Here is a 20,312-nt window from a genome sequence, read left to right on the forward strand (position 1 = left end):
ACGCCGTCGCGTCATCGATCTGCTGCGGACGGCGAGCGCCACCTGTCGGTGACCCCGGTTCTGCGTGTTCCGGCGCATCGAGCGCCGTACGGGGCCTGACCCGCCTCTCGACCGATCCCCTCGCGACCTCACCCGTCCGGGATCGGTTCCTGCCTGCCCTTTTTGTGTCCGAGGGAGAGACATGTCCGTCCCTGCTGTGCACCGCCCTGCCCTCTCACTGGTTCCGGACCGTTCCGAGGAGCGGATCGTCGACGCCGACGTCTACCGGAACGTCTTCCGTCGCCACGCCGCCGGCGTCGTGGTGATCACCGCCGACGCCGGACACGGCCCGGTCGGCTTCACCGCCACCTCACTGGTCTCGGTGAGCCTGCTGCCGCCGCTGGTCTCGTTCGCGATCGACACCAAGGCGTCCAGCTGGCCGACCGTCAGCCGCACCTTGTCCCTCGCGATCAACTTCCTGTCCGACGACCAGCAGGCCATCGCCGGCCGCTTCGCCACCAGCGGTATCGACCGCTTCGCGGCGCCGACCCGCTGGTCCCGCCTGCCCACGGGGGAGCCCGTGCTCGACGAGGCGCCGAGCGTCCTCCGTGCGCAGGTAGAACACCGTTTCGCCGTCGGCGACCACTACCTGGTCGTCGCCCGACTGATCACCCATACCGAACGCCGTGAACACGAGCCGCTGCTCTATCACGACGGCCGCTATGCCACCGCCACCCCGAGGGTTCACCATGTCTAAGTTCAAGTACGCCGTACTCGCCGCCGCTGCCCTGATCGTCGCCGCCGGCTGTGGTGGTCCCGCCCAGGCCGGCAACAGTGGTCCGAAGCTCGCGCTGGACGCGCCCCTGCCGACCAGCGTGCCCGACGGCACGAAAATCGTCGTCGGTGATCCGGCCACCCAGGTCGCCTTCAAACTGTCGGGTCAGCTCGACAAGGTCGAGAAGTACGTCAAGTTCGCCAACCTGAGTGGCGGTCCGCAGACCACCGAGGCGTTCCGGGCACATGCCCTCGACCTCGGATCGGTCGCCGAGATCCCGGCGATCCATGCGACCTGGACCGGGCTGAAGGTGAAGATCGTCGCCTCGAAGTTCCGCCAGGACGCGATCAACCACCCGATCTACGAGCTCGGGATCGCGCCGGGGGTGAACGTGAAGACACTGGCCGATCTGAAGGGCAAGACCATTGCCTTCAGCCCTGGGCAGGCTCAGGGGTCGCTGGTCCTCAAGGTGCTGAAGAAGGCCGGGCTGACCAAGGACGACGTGAAGCTGATCGAGTTGCCGAGCACCGGTGACGTGTACACGAACGCCCTCGCGGCGAAGCAGGTCGACGTCGCCCCGATCGGCGGCGTACAGATCAAGCGCTACACGGCGAAGTACGGCAAGGACGGCGCGACGACCCTGCAGCACGGGATCCGGGACGATGCCGGGCACCTCTACGGCCCGGTCGAGTCGCTCGAGGATCCTGCCAAGGCGGCCGCGATTCGCGAGTACGTCGCCGCGTGGGGTGTCGCGCAGGACTGGATCGACAAGCACCCGAAGGAATGGATCGCCGGGTACTACGTGAAGGACCAGGGGCTCACCGAGGCCGACGGCCAGTGGCTCGTGGACAACGCCGGGCATCCCGACATCACGGCCGACTGGAGCTCCGCGATCACCCGGAACCAGGAGACGATCGAGCTCCTGGCCGCGGAGACCAAGAACCCGGTCATCCAGGCCAAGGACCTCTACGACCTGCGATTCGAGGCCGTCGCGGCCGACGCGATCAAGGCGGTGGGCAAATGACCGTCACGACACTGCCCGGGCTGCGGACCGCGCCCCGCACCGCTCCCGTCGTACGGCGGCGCCGGCTCGGACCGGGGAAGCCGATCAAGTTCGGTGCCGCGATCGGACCCGTTCTGCTGCTGGTCGTGTGGAGTATCGGCTCGGCCACCGGCTGGATCGATCAACGCGTCCTGTCGGCGCCGTGGACGGTCGTCACGACCACCGGTGAGCTGATCTCCGACGGACGCCTGCAGTCGAACCTCTGGACGTCGTCGCAGCGAGCGCTGGTCGGACTCGGCCTCGGGATCGTGCTCGGCGTCGTACTCGCGCTGATCTCCGGCCTGTCCCGGCTCGGCGAGGCGATTCTCGACGGACCGATCCAGATCAAGCGCGCGATCCCGTCCCTCGCCCTGCTCCCGCTGCTGATTCTGTGGCTGGGCATCGGCGAGTCGATGAAGGTCGTGACGATCCTGCTCGGCGTCTTCGTACCGATCTACATCCACACCCACAACGGCCTGCGGACCATCGACAGCAAGTACGTCGAACTCGCGCAGACCGTCGGGTTGTCGCAGCGCGAGTTCATCCGCCGCGTCGTCCTGCCGGGCGCGCTCCCCGGGTTCCTGCTCGGTCTGCGGTTCGCCGTGACCGGCGCCTGGCTGTCGCTGGTGGTGGTCGAGCAGATCAACGCCACCAGCGGTATCGGCTACATGATGGAGCTGGCCCGCACGTACGGGCAGACCGACATCATCATCGTCGGCCTGGTCCTGTACGGCGCTCTCGGGCTGCTCTCCGACGGCGCAGTCCGCTTGATTCAGAGGAGGGCCCTGACATGGCGCCGTACGCTGGCCTCGTAACGGTCCAGGTCCGGGACCTGATCCGCCGGTACGACGATCGCGCCGTACTCGACGGTGTTGATCTCGATATCGCGCCGGGTGAATTCGTTGCCCTGCTGGGGAAGAGCGGTTCCGGGAAGAGCACGTTGCTGCGTGCGCTGGCCGGTCTCGATCCGTCGGTCGACGGGTCGGGGGAGATCGCCGTACCGGGTCAGGTGTCGGTTGTCTTCCAGGACTCGCGGTTGTTGCCGTGGGCAAAGGTGTTGGACAACGTCGTACTCGGGTTGCGGGGTTCCGAGGAGCGCGGGCGGGAGAGTCTGGCCGAGGTTGGGTTGGCCGGTCGCGAGGACGCCTGGCCGAACGAGTTGTCCGGTGGTGAGCAGCAGCGGGTCGCGTTGGCGCGGTCGCTGGTTCGGGAACCTGAGCTGCTGCTGGCCGATGAGCCGTTCGGGGCACTCGATGCGCTGACCCGGCTGAAGATGCATGCGCTGCTGAAGAAGCTGTGCGCGGCGCATCAGCCGGCCGTGCTGCTGGTGACGCACGACGTCGACGAGGCGATCGTGCTCGCCGATCGGGTGATCGTGCTCGACGCCGGCCGGTTGGTGGCCGAAGAGGTGATCTCGTTGGGCTCCGTGCGGAGTTCGGCGGATCCGGAGTTCGCCGCGGTGCGATCGCGGCTCCTTGATGCGTTGGGGGTTTCGTTGTGAGTAAGCAATTGCATCTGAATGCGTTCCTGATGAGTACCGGCCACCACGAGGCGTCATGGCGGTTGCCGGAGAGCAACCCGTTCGCGAACACGTCGGTCTCGCACTATCAGGAGCTGGCGCGGATTGCCGAGCGTGGGTTGTTCGACTCGGTGTTCTTCGCGGATTCGCCGGCGTTGTTCGGCGAGGTCGGCCGGCGCCCGGCGGGTTCGCTCGAACCGACCGTGCTGCTGACGGCGATCGCCGCTGTCACGTCGCGGATCGGACTGATCGCGACGGCGTCGACGACGTACAACGATCCTTTCAACTTGGCTCGGCGGTTCGCCAGTGTCGATCACGTCAGCGGTGGACGGGCCGGCTGGAACGTCGTGACCACGGCGGGTCCCGATGCCGCGAAGAACTTCAACCTGGCCGACCAGCCTGCGCATGCGGAGCGGTACGACCGGGCGGCGGAGTTCCTCGAGGTCGCGTACAAGCTGTGGGACTCGTGGCAGGACGACGCCGCGATCGCCGACAAGGAGGCCGGCGTCTGGGCGGTCAACGACCGCGTCGTACCGATCGATCACGTCGGCCGGCACTTCCAGGTCCGCGGTCCGCTGAACCTGCCGCGCTCACCCCAAGGGCATCCGCTGATCGTGCAGGCCGGGTCGTCGGAGGACGGCAAGGGCCTGGCCGCGCGCTACGCCGAGGCCGTCTTCACCGCGCAACAGACGCTGGAGGACGCGCAGGACTTCTACCGCGATCTGAAGGCCCGTACGGCGGCGCTGGGCCGCGATCCGTCGACGATCAAGATCCTGCCCGGGATCGTCCCCGTGATCGGCTCGACGGTTGAGGAGGCTACTCGGTTGGAGCGGCAACTCGACGAGCTCATCAGCCCCGAGTATGCGCGGCTGCAACTGGCCAAGACGCTGCGCGTGGCGCCGGAAGCCCTGGCGTTCGATCAGCAACTCCCGACGGACCTGCCGGACGAGGACGAGATCGAAGGCGCGAAGAGCCGCTACACGCTGATCGTCACGCTGGCGCGGCGCGAGAAGCTGACCGTTCGCGAGCTGATCGGCCGCCTAGGAGGCGGCCGCGGTCACCGCACCTTCACCGGTACGCCGGACCAGGTCGCCGACGCGATCCAGCACTGGTTCGAAGCAGGAGCAGCCGACGGCTTCAACATCATGCCGCCGGTGCTCCCGTCGGGGCTGACCGTGTTCGTGGACGAGGTCATCCCGATCCTGCAAGCCCGCGGCCTCTTCCGCACCGAATACACCGGCACGACGCTCCGCGACCACTACGGTCTGGCGCGTCCTGCAGGCCGAGCCTCGCTGTTGCAGGAGGCAACCGGCTGACCTGATGCGGGGGGCGTCGGGGGCGGCGCTCCCCGCATCAGTTCACTCTGACCACCAGCTTGCCGACTGCTTTGCCGTCGGCCATGATCCGGTGCGCTTCGCCGATCTCGTCCATCGTGAAGACCCGGTCGATGCGGATCGGGAGCTTGCCCGCGGCCACGAGGTCGACGTACCGCTGGAACGCCTCGGCGGGGAGGTCGTTGCTCTCCCCGCTGTAGGCGGTCAGCCGGACACCGTTCGGGAGATAGTCCATCGGGTAGAAGTCCGGGATCGTCCAGTTGTCGCTCAGCATTCCGGTGAAACACGCGGTCCCATGCACGGCAACGGCTTTGAGCGTATCCGGAAGAACATTTGTCCCGACCAGTTCGAGAGCCGCGTGCACACCCTTCGGCTGGATTTCCCGCACCTTTGCCGAAACGTTGCCGTCGTCAACAATCGGATGGTCGACCCCATGCTCCCGCAAAACCTCGACACGATCCGGATTACGGGTCGTGGAGAACACGGTCAGCCCGTGTTCTTTGGCGATCGCGGCTGCGGCCACCCCGACCGACGACGTACCGCCGCGGATCAGCACGCTCTGGCCAGGCTCGATCGCCAGACCGGTGAACAACGAGCCGTGCGCGGTCTGCAGCATCTCCGGAAGTGCGCCGAGAGTGGACCACTCGAGGTCCGTGCGCACCGGGACGATCGACGACGCGGGTACGACGACGTATTCGGCGTACCCACCGTCGTACTGGCGGCCCATCCCGCCCATCATCGCGGCGACCTGCTGACCCGGGTGGTACTCCCCGGTCGGCGCGGAATCGACCGTACCGACCGCCTCGATCCCGGGGATGATCGGGAAGGTCGCCCCGGTCGCGAGCCCGGCCCGAAGGTGGTACTCCGAACGGTTCAGTCCGAACGCCTCCACCTTGATCCGCACCCAGCCCGGATCCGGCTCGGGAACCGGCACCCGGCGTACTCGTAATTCTTCTGGTTCGACCGGGTGGTCCAGCACGATCGCACGCATGTCCATGGCGAACATCTTGCCTTCTGACATGTCAGAGTTGTCTTCATGGGACTAGCTCATCTCGGGAGGGGCCCGAGCGTGGTGGCGCACCGTGGATCCAGTGAGACCAGTCCTGAGCACACGCTGGCGGCGTACCGCCGGGCGATCGAGGCCGGGGCCGACGGTCTGGAGTGTGACGTGCGGCTGACCGCTGACGGTCACCTGGTCTGCGTCCACGACCGCCGCATCGAACGCACGTCGAACGGCCGTGGCGTGCTGTCCACGATGAGCCTGCAGGAGCTGGAGGCGCTCGACTGGGGTTCGTGGAAGAACCCTTGGTCGGACCTCGACGACGAGGCCGAACTGCCGGACCCGGACCTGTCCACGGTGCTCACGCTCGACAAGCTCCTGGCGACTGTCCGCGACGCCGGACGGCCGCTTGAGCTGGCGATCGAGACCAAGCACCCGACGCGGTACGCCGGTCTGGTGGAACGGCGTCTGATCGAGGCGCTCGGGCGGTACGGCTGGTCGCATCCGAAGATCGGGACGGAGTCGCCGGTCCGGGTGATGAGCTTCTCGTGGCTATCGCTGCGGCGGATGCGGGTGCTGGCCCCGGGATTGCGGACCGTGCTGTTGATGGACCGGGTACCGCTGCGATTCCGGGACGGCTCACTACCGACGGGTGTCTCGCACGCCGGCCCGAGTCTGGAGATTGTCAGCGCACACCCCGAGTACGTCGATCGCGCGCACAAGCACGGTCACCAGGTGCATGTGTGGACCGTGAATGCGGATGCCGACATCCGGCACTGCCGGGACATCGGGGTGGACGCGATCATCAGCGACCGGCCGGAGTCGGTACTCCGCGTGTTGTCGGACGAGAGCCGGGAGATAGGACGTCCGTAGTTTGTGTGCAAGTGAATGCGTGCGGTCATTGTTACGTTAAATTCCCTCGCTTTCATCACAGTTTCCTGACGGTCGCTGTGATGTAAGCGTTAGCTGTGTAACGGAATTCGCGCAGGTGTTTTCCACGGCAGGAAGTGGGCAGAACCTCTGATGGCTGTTCCGATCATCGAGGAGACCCTGCTTGTCCTCAGCGACTCTGCCTGCCGACGTGAGTGTCGTGGACGTCGTACTGCCGCACGAAGTGTCCGCGGTAGCGGACGCCCGACGCCGTCTGGCCGCCTACCTGAAGCGGTACCGGGTTACCGACGGGGCGTGTGACGACGCCCAGCTCGTGCTCTCGGAGCTGCTCTCCAACGCCATCCGGTACGCACCCGCGCTACCGGCCGGTGAGGTGCGCGCGGCCTGGTGGATCGACAAGGCCGGAATTCACGTCGAGGTCACCGACGGTCGCGGTGAGACCGAACCGCAGCGGATCGACGACACCCACCCGGAGTCGATCGGCGGCCGCGGGCTGGCGATCGTCGACGTACTCACCTCGCACTGGGACGTCCGGACCGGTACGGCGCACCGGACGGTGCACGCGATCGTCCCCAACTGACTCCGCCGGGTTCGCCGTACGGCGGTAGGGGCTGCAAGACTGCGCTCATGGGAAAGAAGTCGCGGCAGCGCGCGAAGAACACGACGACCGTCACCCTCGACCCGGCCGACCTGGTCGACGTCGGTCCGCGGGAACCCTGCCCCTGCGGTTCGGGCAAGCGGTTCAAGCAGTGCCACGGCAAGGAGATCGCGGCCGCCGCCGACACCTGGGTGGTGCGCCCGTTCGAAGGCCTGCCGTCCGAGTGTGACCTGATCGCGTTCCGCGAGATCGTCCCCTCCGGTACGGCGCAGGTCGTGCTGACCGACTCGGGCAAGACCGTCAACCTGGTCACGCTCCTGCCGATGGCGATGCCCGGCCTGGTCCGCGACGACGAGACGATCTGGATCGGCCTGCAGACCCACGCCTCCTCCGGCGACCCGTCCCGCGACCTCGGCCACGCCATCACCGCCGCCCTCGCCACCGAACCCGGCAACCCGATCCAGGTCGGCGACCTGATGAAGGACGGCCCCCGCCTCCAGGACCTGATCGACACCTCCAAGCCGATCGAGGTCAAGGTCCACGAAGGCTTCGACTTCTGGGTCAGCGAAAACGTCGAAGACCCCACCGGCGAAGTAGCAGCCGGCCTCGAACGCGCCAACGCCGCCGCCGCCCCGACAGTCCGCCTCGAGTCCGTAGACGCGGCGTACTGGACCCAGATCGGCGACCGCATCTACCTGCGCTGGGTCCTCCCCCACACCGAAGACACCGTCCTGGACGCCCTCGCCCGCCTACACGCCGCCGGCCAGTCCCAGCTCGTAGCTGACAGCCGCCTGATCGGCTCCTTCCGCGCCCTGGGCGTCCTGGCCCCCGTCTGGGAACTCCCCACCGGCACCGAAGCCGCCGACGTAGAAAAACCAGCCGCCGACTTCGCCGCAGCCCTAGACAAGGCCCTAGCCACCACCACCCCCCTAACCACCGAAGAACGAGCCGCCCGAGCCGGCCTAGCCAGCCGCCAACTAACCATCCGCTAACCCCCACCCGTCGCCCCGCCAAAGGACACCGCCTCCGGCGGCGACACCCTTTCGACGCCTACGGCGCGACCGCCCCACCCGGTCGCGCCGTCACCATGCCCGGCAACGAACTGCGGTTGTCGGGCATGAGAGCGCCGCGTCCGCGACACCCGGCGCAGGTCGTCGCCGGGGCGGGCAGCCATGGACGGGATCCGCGGCCCGCAGACCCCAGGGCCATCACAACTGACGCAACCCGCCGCGCCCCCCGCGTGGCCATCGGCTGACAACCCATTTGTGATGGCTCTGCGGTCCGCCACCACCCAATAACCCACTCGGATGGCGGTCCGAGCGTGGCGCCGGACGCGTGGTGCGGGTTAGTGGGTGACTGAGATCCGGGTGGATCGCCGCCGAAAGGACACCGCCTTCGGCGGCGACAGTTCCTTTGGCGCCTTCGGCGCGCCTCACGCGGTCGCGCAACCACCAGGTTCGGCGACGAACTGTGGTGTTGGGATGACGAGCGAGCGGGTCGCCGGTCCCGCGCCTGTCCCGGACGAAGCGGATGGGACGGCGTGGAAGGCCGGGGTGTCACCAACTCGATTCGACAGCCCGCGGACCCCAGGCCCATCACAACTGACGCAAACCGCCGCGCCCCCGCGTGACCATCGCCTGACAACCCATTTGTGATGGCTCTGCGGTCCGCCACCACCCAATAACCCGCCCGGACGGCGGTCCGAGCATGGTGATCACGCGTGGCGCGGGTTAGTGGGTGACTGAGGTCGCCCGCGAAAGGACACCGCCTTCGGCGGCGACAGCTCCTTTGGCGCCTCCGGCGCGCCCTCACGCGGTCGCGCAACCACCAGGTTCGGCGACGGACTGTGGTGTTGGGATGACGAGCGCGGGAAGCCGGTCCCTCGTGTGTCCCGGAGATGAGGCGGTTGTGATGGCGTGGAAGGCGTCGTGTCGCGCCTCCACGGTCCAGCGACGAACCGTGGTTGTCGGGGCGGCATCGACCTTGAGCGCCCATCAACCATGCAGCCGGCGCGCCTACGGTTGATCGGTGCTCAAGGCGACGTCCGGAACCGACCTTGAGCGCCCATCAACCATGCAGCCGGCGCGCCAACGGTTGATCGGTGCTCAAGGCGATGGCCGACGCCGACCTTGAGCGCCTGTCGACCACGGGGAGTCCGCGGGAATGGGTGAGGGGTGCTCAAGGTGGTGAGCCACGACCTTGGGAGCCAATCATGTGGAGCCCGTGGACGCGGTCGAGGGGGCGTGCGACGTGGGGCCTGTGGGGGTAGTTCGTGGTCGTGGAGCGCGGCGTATGTTCCGCAGGGCCGGCCTAGAACGCGAGAGAAGGCCCGAAGTACTCGGGACGGCGGAGCCCTGGATTCGCACCTCTGCGTGATCACGCGGGCGCCAGAGAGGGCTGTCGCCCGCCGGGAGCGGTGTCCGATAAACGAGAAAGCCCCGGCGTATACCGGGGCTCTCGTACGTGGACGGCCCAAGTCCTGCTGACGGGGGAGCAACAGGGCCTGGGCCTAGGCATGAAGAGTACTCAGGTGCGGGTCACTGCACAAGCCCCGATTTCACTGCGCGTGTCGTCGGCCTTACTTGTGTCGTCAAGTAAGGGTCAGGCGGGGTCGCGGAGGATGGGGCAGGACATGCAGCGGGGGCCGCCGCGGCCGGAGCCTAGTTCGGAGCCGGAGATGCGGATGACGTCGACGCCGGATTCCTCGAGGCGCTGGTTCGTTTCGACCGTGCGCTCGTACGCGATGCAGACGCGGGGGGCGAGGGCGAGGGTGTTGTTGCCGTCGTCCCATTGTTCGCGTTCGGCGGTGACGGGGTCGAGGCCGGTGTCGATGCGGCGCAGGGTGTCGATGCCTAGGGCCTTGGCGGCGGCGACGAGGAAGGGCTCGGGTTCGGCGACGTGCAGCTGGTCGCCGTCGGTGGTGACGGCGAGTGCGCGCATCTCTTCGGCCATGTTCGGATACATCAGTACGGCGTCGACGTCGACCATCGTGCACACCGTGTCGAGGTGCATGGTGGCGCGCTGCTGTGCGATCGGTACGGCGAGGACCGTGTGCGCGAGGTCCTTCGCGAACACCCGCCGAGCCAGCCGCTCCACACCAGCCGGCGTGGTCCGTTCACCCACGCCAACCGCGAGCACCCCGGGCCCGAGCGCGAGCACATCCCCACCCTCGACGTGCTCCAAAGAGTGGTCGTACACCTTGCCCGCCCCCGCGAACCGCGGGTGGAACCCATAAATCAGCTCAGTCAGCTGCGTCTCCCGAACCCGCGCCGGCATCGCCAGCGAGGTCACAGCGACCGAGTTCCGGATCCACACACTCGAGTCCCGCGTGAAGAGCAGATTCGGCAGCGGGTCGATCAGGAAGTCCTCGTGCGCGAGCAGTGACGTGACCAGCCCACCCGCCCGGACCTCGTCGTTCCGCACGCCGGCCATCAACGCCTCAGCCAGCCCACCCGGGTCGAGAGCCGTCAGCGAAGCCGCCAGGTAGTCGCGCAGCGTGTCCCCGAGCCGCAGATCCGCAATCGCGCCCTCGACTGCCTGGGCCCGAGCCGTCGGGTCGCCCAGCGCCTCGATCAGCAGCTCGTGCAGATACAGCACCTCGACACTGCGATCCCGCAGCACCTGCGCGAACGCGTCGTGCTCGTCCTGGGCGCGGCCGACCCACGGGATGCCGTCGAAGAGGAGTTTGTCGTTGTTGCGCGGTGTCAGCCGGCGGAGCTCGTTCCCCGGCCGGTGCAGCATCACAGTCCGCAACGTGCCGACCTCGCTGTCGACGCCGTACCTCTCGGTCATCCGCCTGCCCTCTCGTCCGGTCGTGCCCACCACGCTACGGCAGTCACGCCGCCTCCGGTCTTGTGTCCGATTGTCCGACAATATCCTAGGAAGAGCCTGGCGGCCACGTGGCTGTCGTCACCCTCCCGCCCGGTCCTTCGAAAGAACGAATGTGTCCTGGCGGTACCCGCTGAGGCGGATGATCGGCTGGGAAGGAACTAGGCTGCGGTGCTGTGTCCGGTGCTGATTCATCCCCTGAGCCGTTCGAGCGTGCCGTCGCCTGTGTGATCCCGGCGAAGGACGAGGCGGCGCGGATCGCGGCGACGGTCGACGCGGTGCACAAGATCATCGGCGTCGATCTGGTGGTGGTCGTCGACGACGGCTCCTCCGACGGTACGGCGGAGGTCGCGCGACGCGCAGGCGCAGTCGTGGTCAGCCACGACCGGAACCGGGGCAAGGCCGCCGCGATGGAGACCGGCGCGGCTGCGGTCGCCGAGCGCGATGGCGCCCGGCCGCGGCACCTGCTCTTCCTCGACGCCGACCTCACCGACTCCGCCGCCGCTGCGGCGCCCCTGCTCGAGCCGGTCCAGGCCGGCCGCGCGGACATGACAATCGGTACGTTGCCGGCCCAGGTTCGGGCCGACGGTTCGAAGGCCGGCGGGCACGGGTTCGTGGTCAAGCTGGCTCGCGCCGGCATCCACGAGGCGACCGGTTGGTCGCCCGAGCAACCGCTCTCCGGCCAGCGCTGCCTAACTAGGGTCGCGTTCGAGGCCGCCGTACCGCTGGCGTCCGGGTTCGGTGTCGAGACCGCGCTGAGCATCGACCTCGGCCGCAAGGGTTTCCGCATCCTCGAGGTGCCGATCGACGTCCGGCACCGGGCTACCGGGACCGATCTGCGCGGGCAGCTGCACCGCGGCAAGCAGTACCTGCATGTACGGCGCGCGCTCGCGGCGCGGAGCGCGTTGCCGGCCGACGGTGGACCGTCGCTGCGCAGCCTGTTCCCGCGGAAGACCACGCCATGAACGCCGAGGTGACAACCGACCCGCGCCTGGCGGAGCGGTACGGCCGACGTGCCGTCGCGCTCTACCTCGCCTGTACGGTGTTGATCGTGGCGGTCGGCCTGCTCGGCCCGTCGGTGGTCGTGCTGACGCTGACGAACCGGCACCCCTGGCTCCCGTCGTACTGGTTCGATGCGAAGCCGAATGACTGGCTCGTGTCGGTGATGATCTACGTCGCGATCGCCCTCGGCGGGTACGGCGTTTGGATGGCCGTCAAGGCGCTCAAGCACGGCTGGGCTCCGCGAATCAAACGATTGGTTGCCCTAGGCATCGGTACGACGGCCGCCGTGACGCTGGTACCGCCGATGGCGTCCGGCGACGTACTGATCTACGCGGCGTACGGGCGGATCATGACGCTCGGCGGCAACCCGTACACGACGGCGCCGGCCGACACCATCCGGCTCGGCTACGACCCGGTCATCGCCGCGACCGAGCGGCCGTGGCAGGGCGCGCGCAGTGTCTACGGCCCGATCGCGACCTGGATCCAGTGGCTCTCGTCGCTGGTCGGTGGCGACTCGATGCAGCTGACGGTGTGGATGCTGCAGTTGTCGGTCGGGATCAGCCTGATCCTGACCAGCCTGCTGCTGCTCAAGCTCGTCGGCCCGAACCTCCCGAGCCGCCGCCGCGTGCTGATGCTCGGCATGGCGAATCCGCTGCTGCTGTGGTCGGTTCTGGCTGGTGGGCACAACGACTCGATCGCCGTGATGTTCGCCGTGGTCGCGCTGGTCGCGCTACGACGGCATGTGTTCCTGGCCGGGATCCTGATTGGGATGGCCGGCGCGACCAAGCTGTCGATCGGCCTGGTCGGGATCGCGATGTTGTGGTCGCTGCGCGGCGATCGGCGCAAGATGCTCTACCTCTGCGGCGGTGGCGCGCTCGCGATGGGCGGTCTGTACGGCGTCTTCGGGCTGCAGGCGTTCCAGCAGGCGCGGTCGCAGACGTCGTTCATCTCGACCGGTACGCCGCACAAGGTGCTGCTCAGTCTGTTCGACCTGTTCCTACCCGGCGGGCTGGTCCGGACCGTGCTCGCGATCCTGGCGTGGGGCGGGCTGGTCGTGGTCGCGATCCTGCTCTCGCAGGTGATGCCGAAGTCGCTCGTCCCGCAGACCTATCCGGACGACCCGGTGCCGACCGCGGTCCGCTCCACCGCGATCCTGGCGATCGCGTGGGTGCTGACGGCGATGTATTCACTGCCCTGGTACGACGTGATCGCCTGGCTGCCGTTGGCGGCCGTGGCCGCGTCGAAGGTCGACAAGTTCATGGTGATCCGTACGACGATGCTCGCGATCGCGTATGTGCCCGGGCGCGACCCGAACGCACGTCAGGTCGCGGCGACCCTGTCCGACTCGCTCGAGTTCTTCAGCGCGCGGCTGCGGGACACCATCTGCCCGGCGGTCGAGCTCGCCGTACTGGTCGGGTTGATTGTGTGGTCCCGCAAGAACGGGGCGCAGTGGTGGCCGTACGACTGGCCGCGCCGCAAGCAGAAGGCCGTTCCGGAGAAGGCCGCTGCGCGTTAACCTCGCCGGATGAAGAAGCTGGTGGGGGCGGGTGTCTTCGTACACCGCGAGCCGAACGACTACGTCGAACAACTGCGGACCGGGTCGATGTCCGTCGGGACCTACTCGATCCCGGCCGGCGGGGTGGACGACCAGGCGCCGCATCACGAGGAAGAGATCTACGTGGTGACGGGCGGGCGGGCCACGTTCGTCACGCCGTCCGGCGCGGAGGCGGTCGGGGCGGGCGATGTCCTCTTCGTTGAAGCCGAAGAGGAGCATCGCTTCGTCGACATACTTGAAGACCTGTCGCTGTTGGTCTTCTTTGCGCCGGCGTACTCCGGGCGTTAGTTCCAGAAGTCCGCGGCCGCTGCTACGGCTCGGGCCATGATGGCTTTCACCGGTTGCTTGAGCTCGGCGGCCGCGGCGACGACGTCCTCGTACTCCGGTTGCACGTTGACCACTTGGCCGTCGTACCGGGCGATCTTGATGCTGATGGATTGGCCGTCGACGTCGATTGAGGTGAACTCGCGATCGGCGGCGTGCTTGCGGATGTCGTACTCGCGGAGGCCGATCGCGGTGGTCTCGGTGAGGACCACGCGGCGTACGGCGGCTGCATTCGTGCTGCTGACCAGGACCGACAGGGTGTGTGCCGGTCGCCCCTTCTTCATCAAGATCGGGGTCAGCCACGCGTCGGACGCGCCCGCGTCGAGGAGCCGCTGCAGAACCGGCGGCCACAACCGCGGATCCAGGTCATCGATGTTGGTCTCGTAGACGAGCTGCGTGGCTTGCCGCTCGGTCGTCTCGCCGACGATCACGCGCAAGATGTTCGGCACCTCCACCGGGTCCCGCCCACCCGCACCCACGCCCGTCCGCCCGACCCGCATCGGCGGCATCATCCCGAACTCGTCGGCGAGCGTCGCCAGCAACGCAGCCCCAGTCGGCGTCGTCATCTCGTACGGCGCGGTGCCCCCAATCACCGGCGCCTCAGCCTCAGCCACCAAATGCAACACCGCAGGCCCCGGAATCGGAATCCCCCCGTGCTGCCCCTTCACCTGCCGACCGCCACCCAGCGCGATCGTCGAAACCACCACCCGCTCAATCCCGAGCGAAACGGACGCCGCCGCCACTCCCACGATGTCCGCAATCGCATCCAACGCCCCAACCTCGTGGAAGTGCACACCCTCCACATCCACCCCGTGAGCATTAGCCTCAGCCCGAGCCAGCCGCCCGAACGTATCCAACGCCCGCCCCCGCACAACCTCAGGCAGCTCAGCCTCCTCCAAAATCCGCCGAACCTCACTCCAAGGCCGAGTACCCCCATGACTGTGGTGAGTGGAGTCGTGCCCATGCCCATGCCCGTGTCCATGCCCAGCGCTCGCGGGAGCTGGCTCTTCGGCCGCGGGGCCCTCGACCAACTCCCCCGGAACGGTCTCCGGGTGGGGCGTGCCATCTACCTCGACTGTTGCCTTGAGGGCGGCTATTTGGTGGCGGGCGGTGCGGCTGACCTGGACTGAGAGGGTGGGGTCTACGGCGGCTACTGCTGCGTTGACGTAGGCGAGGTCGGCGCCGGCGTCCAACAAAGCTCCTAGGAGCATGTCGCCGGAGGCGCCGGCTGAGCAGTCGATCCAGGCGATCTTCACGACTCGTCCTTTGACTCTCGGGGGGCTGCTCGGCGGGCTACTCGGGCGGCGAAGACGCCGGCGCCGAAGCCGTTGTCGATGTTGACCACGGTTACGCCGGGGGCGCAGGAGTTGAGCATGCCTAGGAGGGCGGCCACTCCGCCGAAGGAGGCGCCGTACCCGACTGACGTGGGCACAGCGACCAGGGGGACGCCGACTAGGCCGCCGACGACGCTGGGGAGGGCACCCTCCATTCCGGCGACGACGATGAGGCAGTCTGCCGCGTCTAGGCGCTCACGGACGCCGAGGATGCGGTGCAGCCCGGCCACGCCTACATCGGTGATCATTTCGACCTGTGCGCCGAAGACGCGTGCAGTGGTCGCCGCCTCCAGTGCGACCGGCGCATCCGACGTACCGGCGGCCACTACGGCCACGGTCCCCCGCAAGACGGGCAGCTCGCCGAGGACCGCCGTACGGCCGACTGGGTCGACCACAGCGGCCGGTAGCGCCTCAGAAACGGCGGACTGGGCCTCCGGCGTCAGGCGGGTCGCCAGTACGGCGGTGTGCGGGTGGGTGGCGTGCAGGGTGCGCAGGAGTTCCACCACCTGCGACGGGGTCTTGCCGGCGCCGTACACCACCTCGGCGTCGCCGGTGCGCTCGAGGCGGTCGGTGTCGAGGCGGGCGTAGCCGAGGTCGTGAACCCCCGGCTGTGGTCCTTGGTCAGGCAAATGTGTCACGTCGTGAATCTACGTGCCTACCGACCCGGACACCTCTTCCGGCTGTCGTTCTGCACGCTCCGCAACCACCTGAGTACTCAGTAGACCCCGATGCCTTAGGCTCTCGTGCGTGTCTTCGACGTTAGCCGGTGCATTCGGGATCGCTGCCTTGTTCGTGGCGGTGCTCGCCCTCGTGTTCGCCATCCAGGCGGTCCGGGCCCAGACCGGTACGACGGCCGCCGCCGTACCGCCGCCTGCTCCGGAGCCCGAGCCGGAACCGCAGCCCGAGGCCAAGCCGGGCACCGTCAAGGCGGAACTGCGCAAACTCGGCAAGGACATCGAGGTGACCCGCGCCGAGCTGCGAGACACCGTGCAGCACCTGGCCATCGTCCGGTACGACGCGTTCGGCGACACCGGCGGCAAGTTGTCCTGGTCGCTGGCCCTGCTGGACGACAACGGCCACGGTGTCGTCCTGACCTCGATCAACAGCCGCGCCGACGCCCGCACCTACGCGAAGGAGATCCGCTCCTTCACCAGCGAGTCCAAACTCTCCCCGGAGGAAGAGGAAGCCCTCGAAACCCTCCGCAAAGACGCCGGCCCCACCGTCGCCTAGCGGCGGCGGGGGACTCGGGCGATGAGGGCGCCGGGTTCGATTTCGGCGGTCAGGGAGCGGCCGGGGCCGATGGGGTCGCCGTCGAGTTGGCGCTGGACGTCGACCGCGGCGTGGATCTCGACTTTGCGGCCGGTGAAGCGTTCGAGGTACATGTCGGCGCGGTTCGTGCGCGTCATCAGGCGCCAGACGACGATCGGCCACTGGGTGACCCGCCGCGGCGCGATCACCACCACGTCGAGCAGCCCGTCGTCCGGCCGCGCATCGGGTAGCAGCGGGATGTTGGCCTGCAGCATCCCGACATTGCCGACCACGACAGTCCGGACCCGGCGCTCGATCGTGAGCTCGTCGTCGAAGGTGATCTGCACCCGCACCGACGGGTGGTTGATGTTCCGAGCAGTCGACACCAGGTACGCCGGCCATCCGATCTGCGCCTTGAGCACCGGCGGCGCACCGGAGATGATCGCCGCGTCCAGCCCCAGCCCGGCCATCACCGCGAACCGGTCCGTGTCCAGCTCATCGCCGTACACGGACACCATGTCGATCCGCCGGTCGCGCCCCTCCAGGATCCGCTCCAGCGCGTCATCCAGGTCAAGCGGGATGTGCAGGTTCCGGGCCAGCAGGTTCCCCGTGCCAGCCGGGATCACCCCCACCGGGATCCCCGTGTGTGCCAGCGCCGCGCAGACCACCCGGACCGTCCCGTCGCCGCCGGCCACCAGCACCAGGTCCGACTCGTACTCGATCGCGCGCTTGGCCATCGCATTCCCGGAGTCGTCAGCACGCGTCTCCAGCCAGAGCGGGTCGTCGAATCCACGCAGTTCCAGCGACCGGGTCACCTTCCGCCGGAACGCCACGCCGTCCCCGACCTTGATCGGGTTCACGATCACCGCCGCCCGGGGCGGCCTGGCGGTCTCTAAAGGCGATGGCGGCGTACGGCGGCGCCTCCGGCGCAGTCCGGGGCGCAGGCCGAAGCCGATCGACGTCGCGGTCAGGATGGCCAGCCCGAGCGCCCAGCCGCCGAGCACATCGGACACGTAGTGCACGTTCAGCGCGAGGCGGTCCACGGACGCGATCCACACCACCACGATCACCGGCAGCAGCACCAGCAGCCGGAACCGCCGCCGCCAGCCGCGCACCGACGGCAGCACGACACCGAGCGCCCCGGCCATCACGAACGCCGCAGTGGCGTGGCCGGACACGTACGACCAGCCGTCAGCCTCAACCAGTTGCTGAGCGGGCCGGGAGCGCGTGAAGATGTACTGCGCCGCCTGGACCAGCCCCAGCTCCGCACCGGCCGACACCAGCAGCCAGACGGTCAGGAGCCGGGCCCGCCGGTGCCAGAGGTAGACGGCGACGATCACGATGACCGCCCGCGACGTCCACGGCAGCACGACCGCCCCGACCACCTGCCAGAAGTCGACCACGTTCGGGTGAGTGGCGCCGTACGTCGAGGCTCGGGCCGCTACCGAGGTGTCCCACTGCTGCAGCGGCGGCCAGCCTCCGAAGACCAGCAGGGTGATCACGGTGAACGGCACCGCACCCAGGACAACGGTGAGCGCACGGCCGACCGGACTGGGTGGATGATGGTTCATCGCCCGCTCAAATCCCCCTCTGTGAGCACTTCACTCCACCCCATCATCCCGAATTGACTTCGCCGGTTCTGACACGCCCCGATACCCTCAGGGTGTGATTGACGCGAAACTGCTCCGTGAGAACCCTGACGTCGTACGTGCCGCCCTGACCAAGCGCGGCGAGAGTACTGACCTGGTCGACCAGATTCTGGTCGCCGACAGTGAGCGTCGATCGTCCATTTCCGCCTTCGAGGCGCTCCGGGCCGAGCAGAAGACGCTCGGCAAGCAGGTCGCCCAGGCCAAGGGCGACGAGCGCGCCGCGCTGCTGGAGCGGACCAAGACGCTGGCCGCCGAGGTGAAGGCGAACGAGGCGAAGGCCAACGAGGCCGGCCGCCGGTACGACGAGTTGTCCGGCGCACTGCCGAACCTGGTCTCGGACGAGGCTCCGGTCGGCGGCGAGGCGGACTTCCGCGTGGTCGAGGAGATCGGCAAGCCGCGCGACTTCACCGCCGAGGGCTTCGAGCCGCGCGACCACCTCGAGCTGGGCGAGCTGCTCGGCGCGATCGACATGGAGCGCGGCGCCAAGGTCTCGGGTGCCCGGTTCTACTTCCTCAAGGGCGCCGGCATGCTGCTGCAGCTCGGCATGCTGCAGTTGGCCGTCCAGCAGGCGCTCGAGAACGGGTTCACCCCGATGATCACGCCGACCCTGGTCAAGCCCGAGGTGATGGGCGGCACCGGCTACCTGTCGGCGCACGACGACGTCTACCGCCTCGACGACCCGGAGCTGTACCTGACCGGTACGTCGGAGGTCGCGCTGGCCGGGTACCACATGGACGAGATCCTGGATCTGAGCAACGGCCCGATCCGGTACGCCGGCTGGTCGTCGTGTTACCGCAAGGAAGCCGGCTCGCACGGCAAGGACACCCGCGGGATCATTCGTGTCCACCAGTTCGACAAGGTCGAGATGTTCTCCTACTGCAGCCTCGAGGACGCTGCCGCGGAGCACCTGCGGCTGCTGGACTGGGAGAAGCAGATGCTCGACAAGATGGAGCTGAGCTACCGGGTGATCGACACCGCGACCGGTGATCTCGGCCAGTCGGCGTACCGGAAGTTCGACTGCGAGGCCTGGGTCCCGACCCAGGGCGCGTACCGCGAGCTCACCTCGACGTCGAACTGCACCGACTTCCAGGCCCGCCGGCTGAACATCCGGCACCGCGACGCCGACGGCAAGACGCAGCCGGTGGCGACGCTGAACGGGACCCTCGCCACCACGCGCTGGATCGTGGCGATCCTGGAGACGCACCAGTTGGCGGACGGATCGGTCCGGGTACCGACGGCCCTGCAGCCGTATGTCGGTGGCCGCGAAGTCCTCGAGCCGATCAAGTGACAGAACCGCAGGCGGCTCCCTTCCGACCGACAGCTGTTGCCCTCGACATCGATGGCACGCTGATCGACCACGACGAGATGTTGTCGCCTGCGGTCGTCGACGCCGTACGGCGGGCGGCCGCGCAGGTACCGGTGTTCCTGGCGACCGGCCGAGCCTGGTCGACCACCAAGCCGGTGGCCGACCGGTTCGGTCTGCCCGACGGCGGAATAGTTGTCGTGAGCAACGGTGCGCGCACGATGCGCTACCCGACCGGCGAGGTGCTGGACGAGCGCACGTTCGATCCGCGCACGGTGATCGCCTCTGTCCGCGAGCATGCGCCGAACGCCCGGATGGCGGTCGAGGAGTACGACGGCACCTACCTGGTGACCGCGCCGTTCCCGGACGGCGACCTGGGCAAGAACGCGAAGATCCGGGTGGTCGGCGACGACGAGCTCGCGCCGGAACCCGTGACCAGGTTGATCATTCGGGACCCGGAGCAGTCCGAGGCGGACTTCGTCCGGCTGGCCGAGCGGCTCGGTCTGCACGGGGTCGGGTACTTCGTCGGGTGGACGGCCTGGCTCGACATCGCGCCCGAGGGTGTGGACAAGTCGACAGGACTGAAGGTCGCACTGGCGCAGTACGACGTGGAAGCGTCGGGACTGCTCGCGATCGGGGACGGACGCAACGACATCGAGATGCTGACGTTCGCCGGCCACGGGGTCGCGATGGGCTCGGCACCCGACGAGGTGAAGTCGGCTGCCGATGAGGTGACCAAGTCGGTCACCGACGACGGTGTTGCCGCCGTTCTGAATCGCTACTTCTGAGACCGGACCATTCTGGATCCTGGCCGGCGGTCGGTGCCAACCTTTCGACCAGAACAAAATAGGTTGACAACCGAAGAGATTGCTGCAGGCAACCAAAAGGCCCGGAACCCCTGTCTACACAGGGATTCCGGGCCGATGCGTTG

The 20,312-nt window shown here is 68.1% G+C and carries 19 protein-coding genes; 14 read left to right on the forward strand and 5 right to left on the reverse strand.

The features are described from left to right. Positions 1-181: 181 nt before the first annotated feature. Genes ACFTSF_RS01315 through ACFTSF_RS01335 form a run of 5 tightly spaced genes read left to right on the forward strand, consistent with a single transcriptional unit; the run spans position 182 to position 4,631 of the window. The gene (locus ACFTSF_RS01315; protein ID WP_380151919.1) at positions 182-736 is read left to right on the forward strand and encodes a flavin reductase family protein; all 555 of its coding nucleotides are present in this window, start codon (positions 182-184) and stop codon (positions 734-736) included. Next, the gene (locus tag ACFTSF_RS01320) at positions 729-1,778 is read left to right on the forward strand and encodes an ABC transporter substrate-binding protein (RefSeq protein ID WP_380151921.1); all 1,050 of its coding nucleotides are present in this window, start codon (positions 729-731) and stop codon (positions 1,776-1,778) included. The genes ACFTSF_RS01315 and ACFTSF_RS01320 overlap by 8 nt, the downstream gene beginning before the upstream one ends. After that, on the forward strand, positions 1,775-2,611 hold the full coding sequence (locus tag ACFTSF_RS01325; protein WP_380151922.1) for an ABC transporter permease: 837 nt from the start codon (positions 1,775-1,777) through the stop codon (positions 2,609-2,611). The genes ACFTSF_RS01320 and ACFTSF_RS01325 overlap by 4 nt, the downstream gene beginning before the upstream one ends. Next, on the forward strand, positions 2,587-3,297 hold the full coding sequence (locus tag ACFTSF_RS01330) for an ABC transporter ATP-binding protein (RefSeq protein WP_380151923.1): 711 nt from the start codon (positions 2,587-2,589) through the stop codon (positions 3,295-3,297). Before ACFTSF_RS01325 ends, ACFTSF_RS01330 begins: the two co-directional genes overlap by 25 nt. Then, positions 3,294-4,631: an LLM class flavin-dependent oxidoreductase gene (locus ACFTSF_RS01335; RefSeq protein ID WP_380151925.1), complete on the forward strand. Its 1,338-nt coding sequence runs from the start codon at positions 3,294-3,296 to the stop codon at positions 4,629-4,631. Before ACFTSF_RS01330 ends, ACFTSF_RS01335 begins: the two co-directional genes overlap by 4 nt. Positions 4,632-4,668: 37 nt before the next feature. On the opposite strand, the gene ACFTSF_RS01340 is transcribed toward ACFTSF_RS01335, so the two are convergent. Beyond that, on the reverse strand, positions 4,669-5,670 hold the full coding sequence (locus ACFTSF_RS01340) for a zinc-binding alcohol dehydrogenase family protein (RefSeq protein WP_380151926.1): 1,002 nt from the start codon (positions 5,668-5,670) through the stop codon (positions 4,669-4,671). A gap of 48 nt (positions 5,671-5,718) precedes the next feature. Between ACFTSF_RS01340 and ACFTSF_RS01345 the strand changes: the two genes are divergently transcribed. The 3 genes from ACFTSF_RS01345 to ACFTSF_RS01355 all read left to right on the forward strand — a co-directional run bounded on the left by ACFTSF_RS01345 (position 5,719) and on the right by ACFTSF_RS01355 (position 8,130). Continuing rightward, positions 5,719-6,522 carry a glycerophosphodiester phosphodiesterase gene (locus tag ACFTSF_RS01345; RefSeq protein WP_380151927.1) on the forward strand — a complete coding sequence of 268 codons (804 nt, stop codon included), beginning with the start codon at positions 5,719-5,721 and terminating at the stop codon, positions 6,520-6,522. A 181-nt stretch (positions 6,523-6,703) separates the two neighbouring features. Next, positions 6,704-7,120 (forward strand): ATP-binding protein, encoded by a 417-nt coding sequence (locus tag ACFTSF_RS01350; protein ID WP_380151928.1) that lies wholly within the window; start codon positions 6,704-6,706, stop codon positions 7,118-7,120. A gap of 47 nt (positions 7,121-7,167) precedes the next feature. Then, positions 7,168-8,130, forward strand: a complete 963-nt coding sequence (locus ACFTSF_RS01355; RefSeq protein WP_380151929.1) for a DUF5926 family protein — start codon at positions 7,168-7,170, stop codon at positions 8,128-8,130. A gap of 1,609 nt (positions 8,131-9,739) precedes the next feature. On the opposite strand, the gene ACFTSF_RS01360 is transcribed toward ACFTSF_RS01355, so the two are convergent. Further along, the gene (locus ACFTSF_RS01360; protein ID WP_380151930.1) at positions 9,740-10,930 is read right to left on the reverse strand and encodes an arginine deiminase; all 1,191 of its coding nucleotides are present in this window, start codon (positions 10,928-10,930) and stop codon (positions 9,740-9,742) included. A 212-nt stretch (positions 10,931-11,142) separates the two neighbouring features. Here ACFTSF_RS01360 and ACFTSF_RS01365 point away from each other — a divergent pair, with 212 nt between their 5' ends. The 3 genes from ACFTSF_RS01365 to ACFTSF_RS01375 are packed head-to-tail and all read left to right on the forward strand — an operon-like array spanning position 11,143 to position 13,811. Next, positions 11,143-11,931, forward strand: coding sequence for a glycosyltransferase (locus ACFTSF_RS01365; protein WP_344161304.1), 789 nt, complete (start codon positions 11,143-11,145; stop codon positions 11,929-11,931). Then, on the forward strand, positions 11,928-13,484 hold the full coding sequence (locus ACFTSF_RS01370; protein WP_380151931.1) for a DUF2029 domain-containing protein: 1,557 nt from the start codon (positions 11,928-11,930) through the stop codon (positions 13,482-13,484). Before ACFTSF_RS01365 ends, ACFTSF_RS01370 begins: the two co-directional genes overlap by 4 nt. Before the next feature lie 9 nt (positions 13,485-13,493). Further along, complete coding sequence (locus ACFTSF_RS01375; RefSeq protein ID WP_380151932.1) at positions 13,494-13,811, forward strand: cupin domain-containing protein; 318 nt, start codon at positions 13,494-13,496, stop codon at positions 13,809-13,811. Here the strand turns inward: ACFTSF_RS01375 and larC are convergent. Continuing rightward, a complete protein-coding gene (gene larC / locus ACFTSF_RS01380; RefSeq protein WP_380151933.1) occupies positions 13,808-15,103 on the reverse strand; it encodes a nickel pincer cofactor biosynthesis protein LarC in 1,296 nt (431 codons plus the stop codon). The two genes, ACFTSF_RS01375 and larC, sit on opposite strands and share 4 nt — an antisense overlap. After that, entirely contained in the window at positions 15,100-15,819 is a 720-nt protein-coding gene (larB, locus tag ACFTSF_RS01385) for a nickel pincer cofactor biosynthesis protein LarB (protein WP_344161315.1), read from the reverse strand. Before larB ends, larC begins: the two co-directional genes overlap by 4 nt. A 109-nt stretch (positions 15,820-15,928) precedes the next feature. Between larB and ACFTSF_RS01390 the strand changes: the two genes are divergently transcribed. Next, positions 15,929-16,411 (forward strand): DUF4446 family protein, encoded by a 483-nt coding sequence (locus ACFTSF_RS01390; RefSeq protein ID WP_380151934.1) that lies wholly within the window; start codon positions 15,929-15,931, stop codon positions 16,409-16,411. Here the strand turns inward: ACFTSF_RS01390 and ACFTSF_RS01395 are convergent. After that, positions 16,408-18,000, reverse strand: a complete 1,593-nt coding sequence (locus ACFTSF_RS01395) for a diacylglycerol kinase family protein (RefSeq protein ID WP_380151935.1) — start codon at positions 17,998-18,000, stop codon at positions 16,408-16,410. The genes ACFTSF_RS01390 and ACFTSF_RS01395 overlap by 4 nt on opposite strands. 94 nt (positions 18,001-18,094) lie before the next feature. Between ACFTSF_RS01395 and serS the strand changes: the two genes are divergently transcribed. After that, entirely contained in the window at positions 18,095-19,366 is a 1,272-nt protein-coding gene (gene serS, locus ACFTSF_RS01400) for a serine--tRNA ligase (RefSeq protein WP_344161324.1), read from the forward strand. Then, on the forward strand, positions 19,363-20,169 hold the full coding sequence (locus tag ACFTSF_RS01405) for an HAD family hydrolase (RefSeq protein WP_380151936.1): 807 nt from the start codon (positions 19,363-19,365) through the stop codon (positions 20,167-20,169). Before serS ends, ACFTSF_RS01405 begins: the two co-directional genes overlap by 4 nt. The last annotated feature ends 143 nt before the right edge of the window (positions 20,170-20,312 follow it).

Origin of the sequence: Kribbella sp. NPDC056951 (genome assembly GCF_042674205.1) — a bacterium.
Lineage (GTDB): Bacteria > Actinomycetota > Actinomycetes > Propionibacteriales > Kribbellaceae > Kribbella > Kribbella yunnanensis.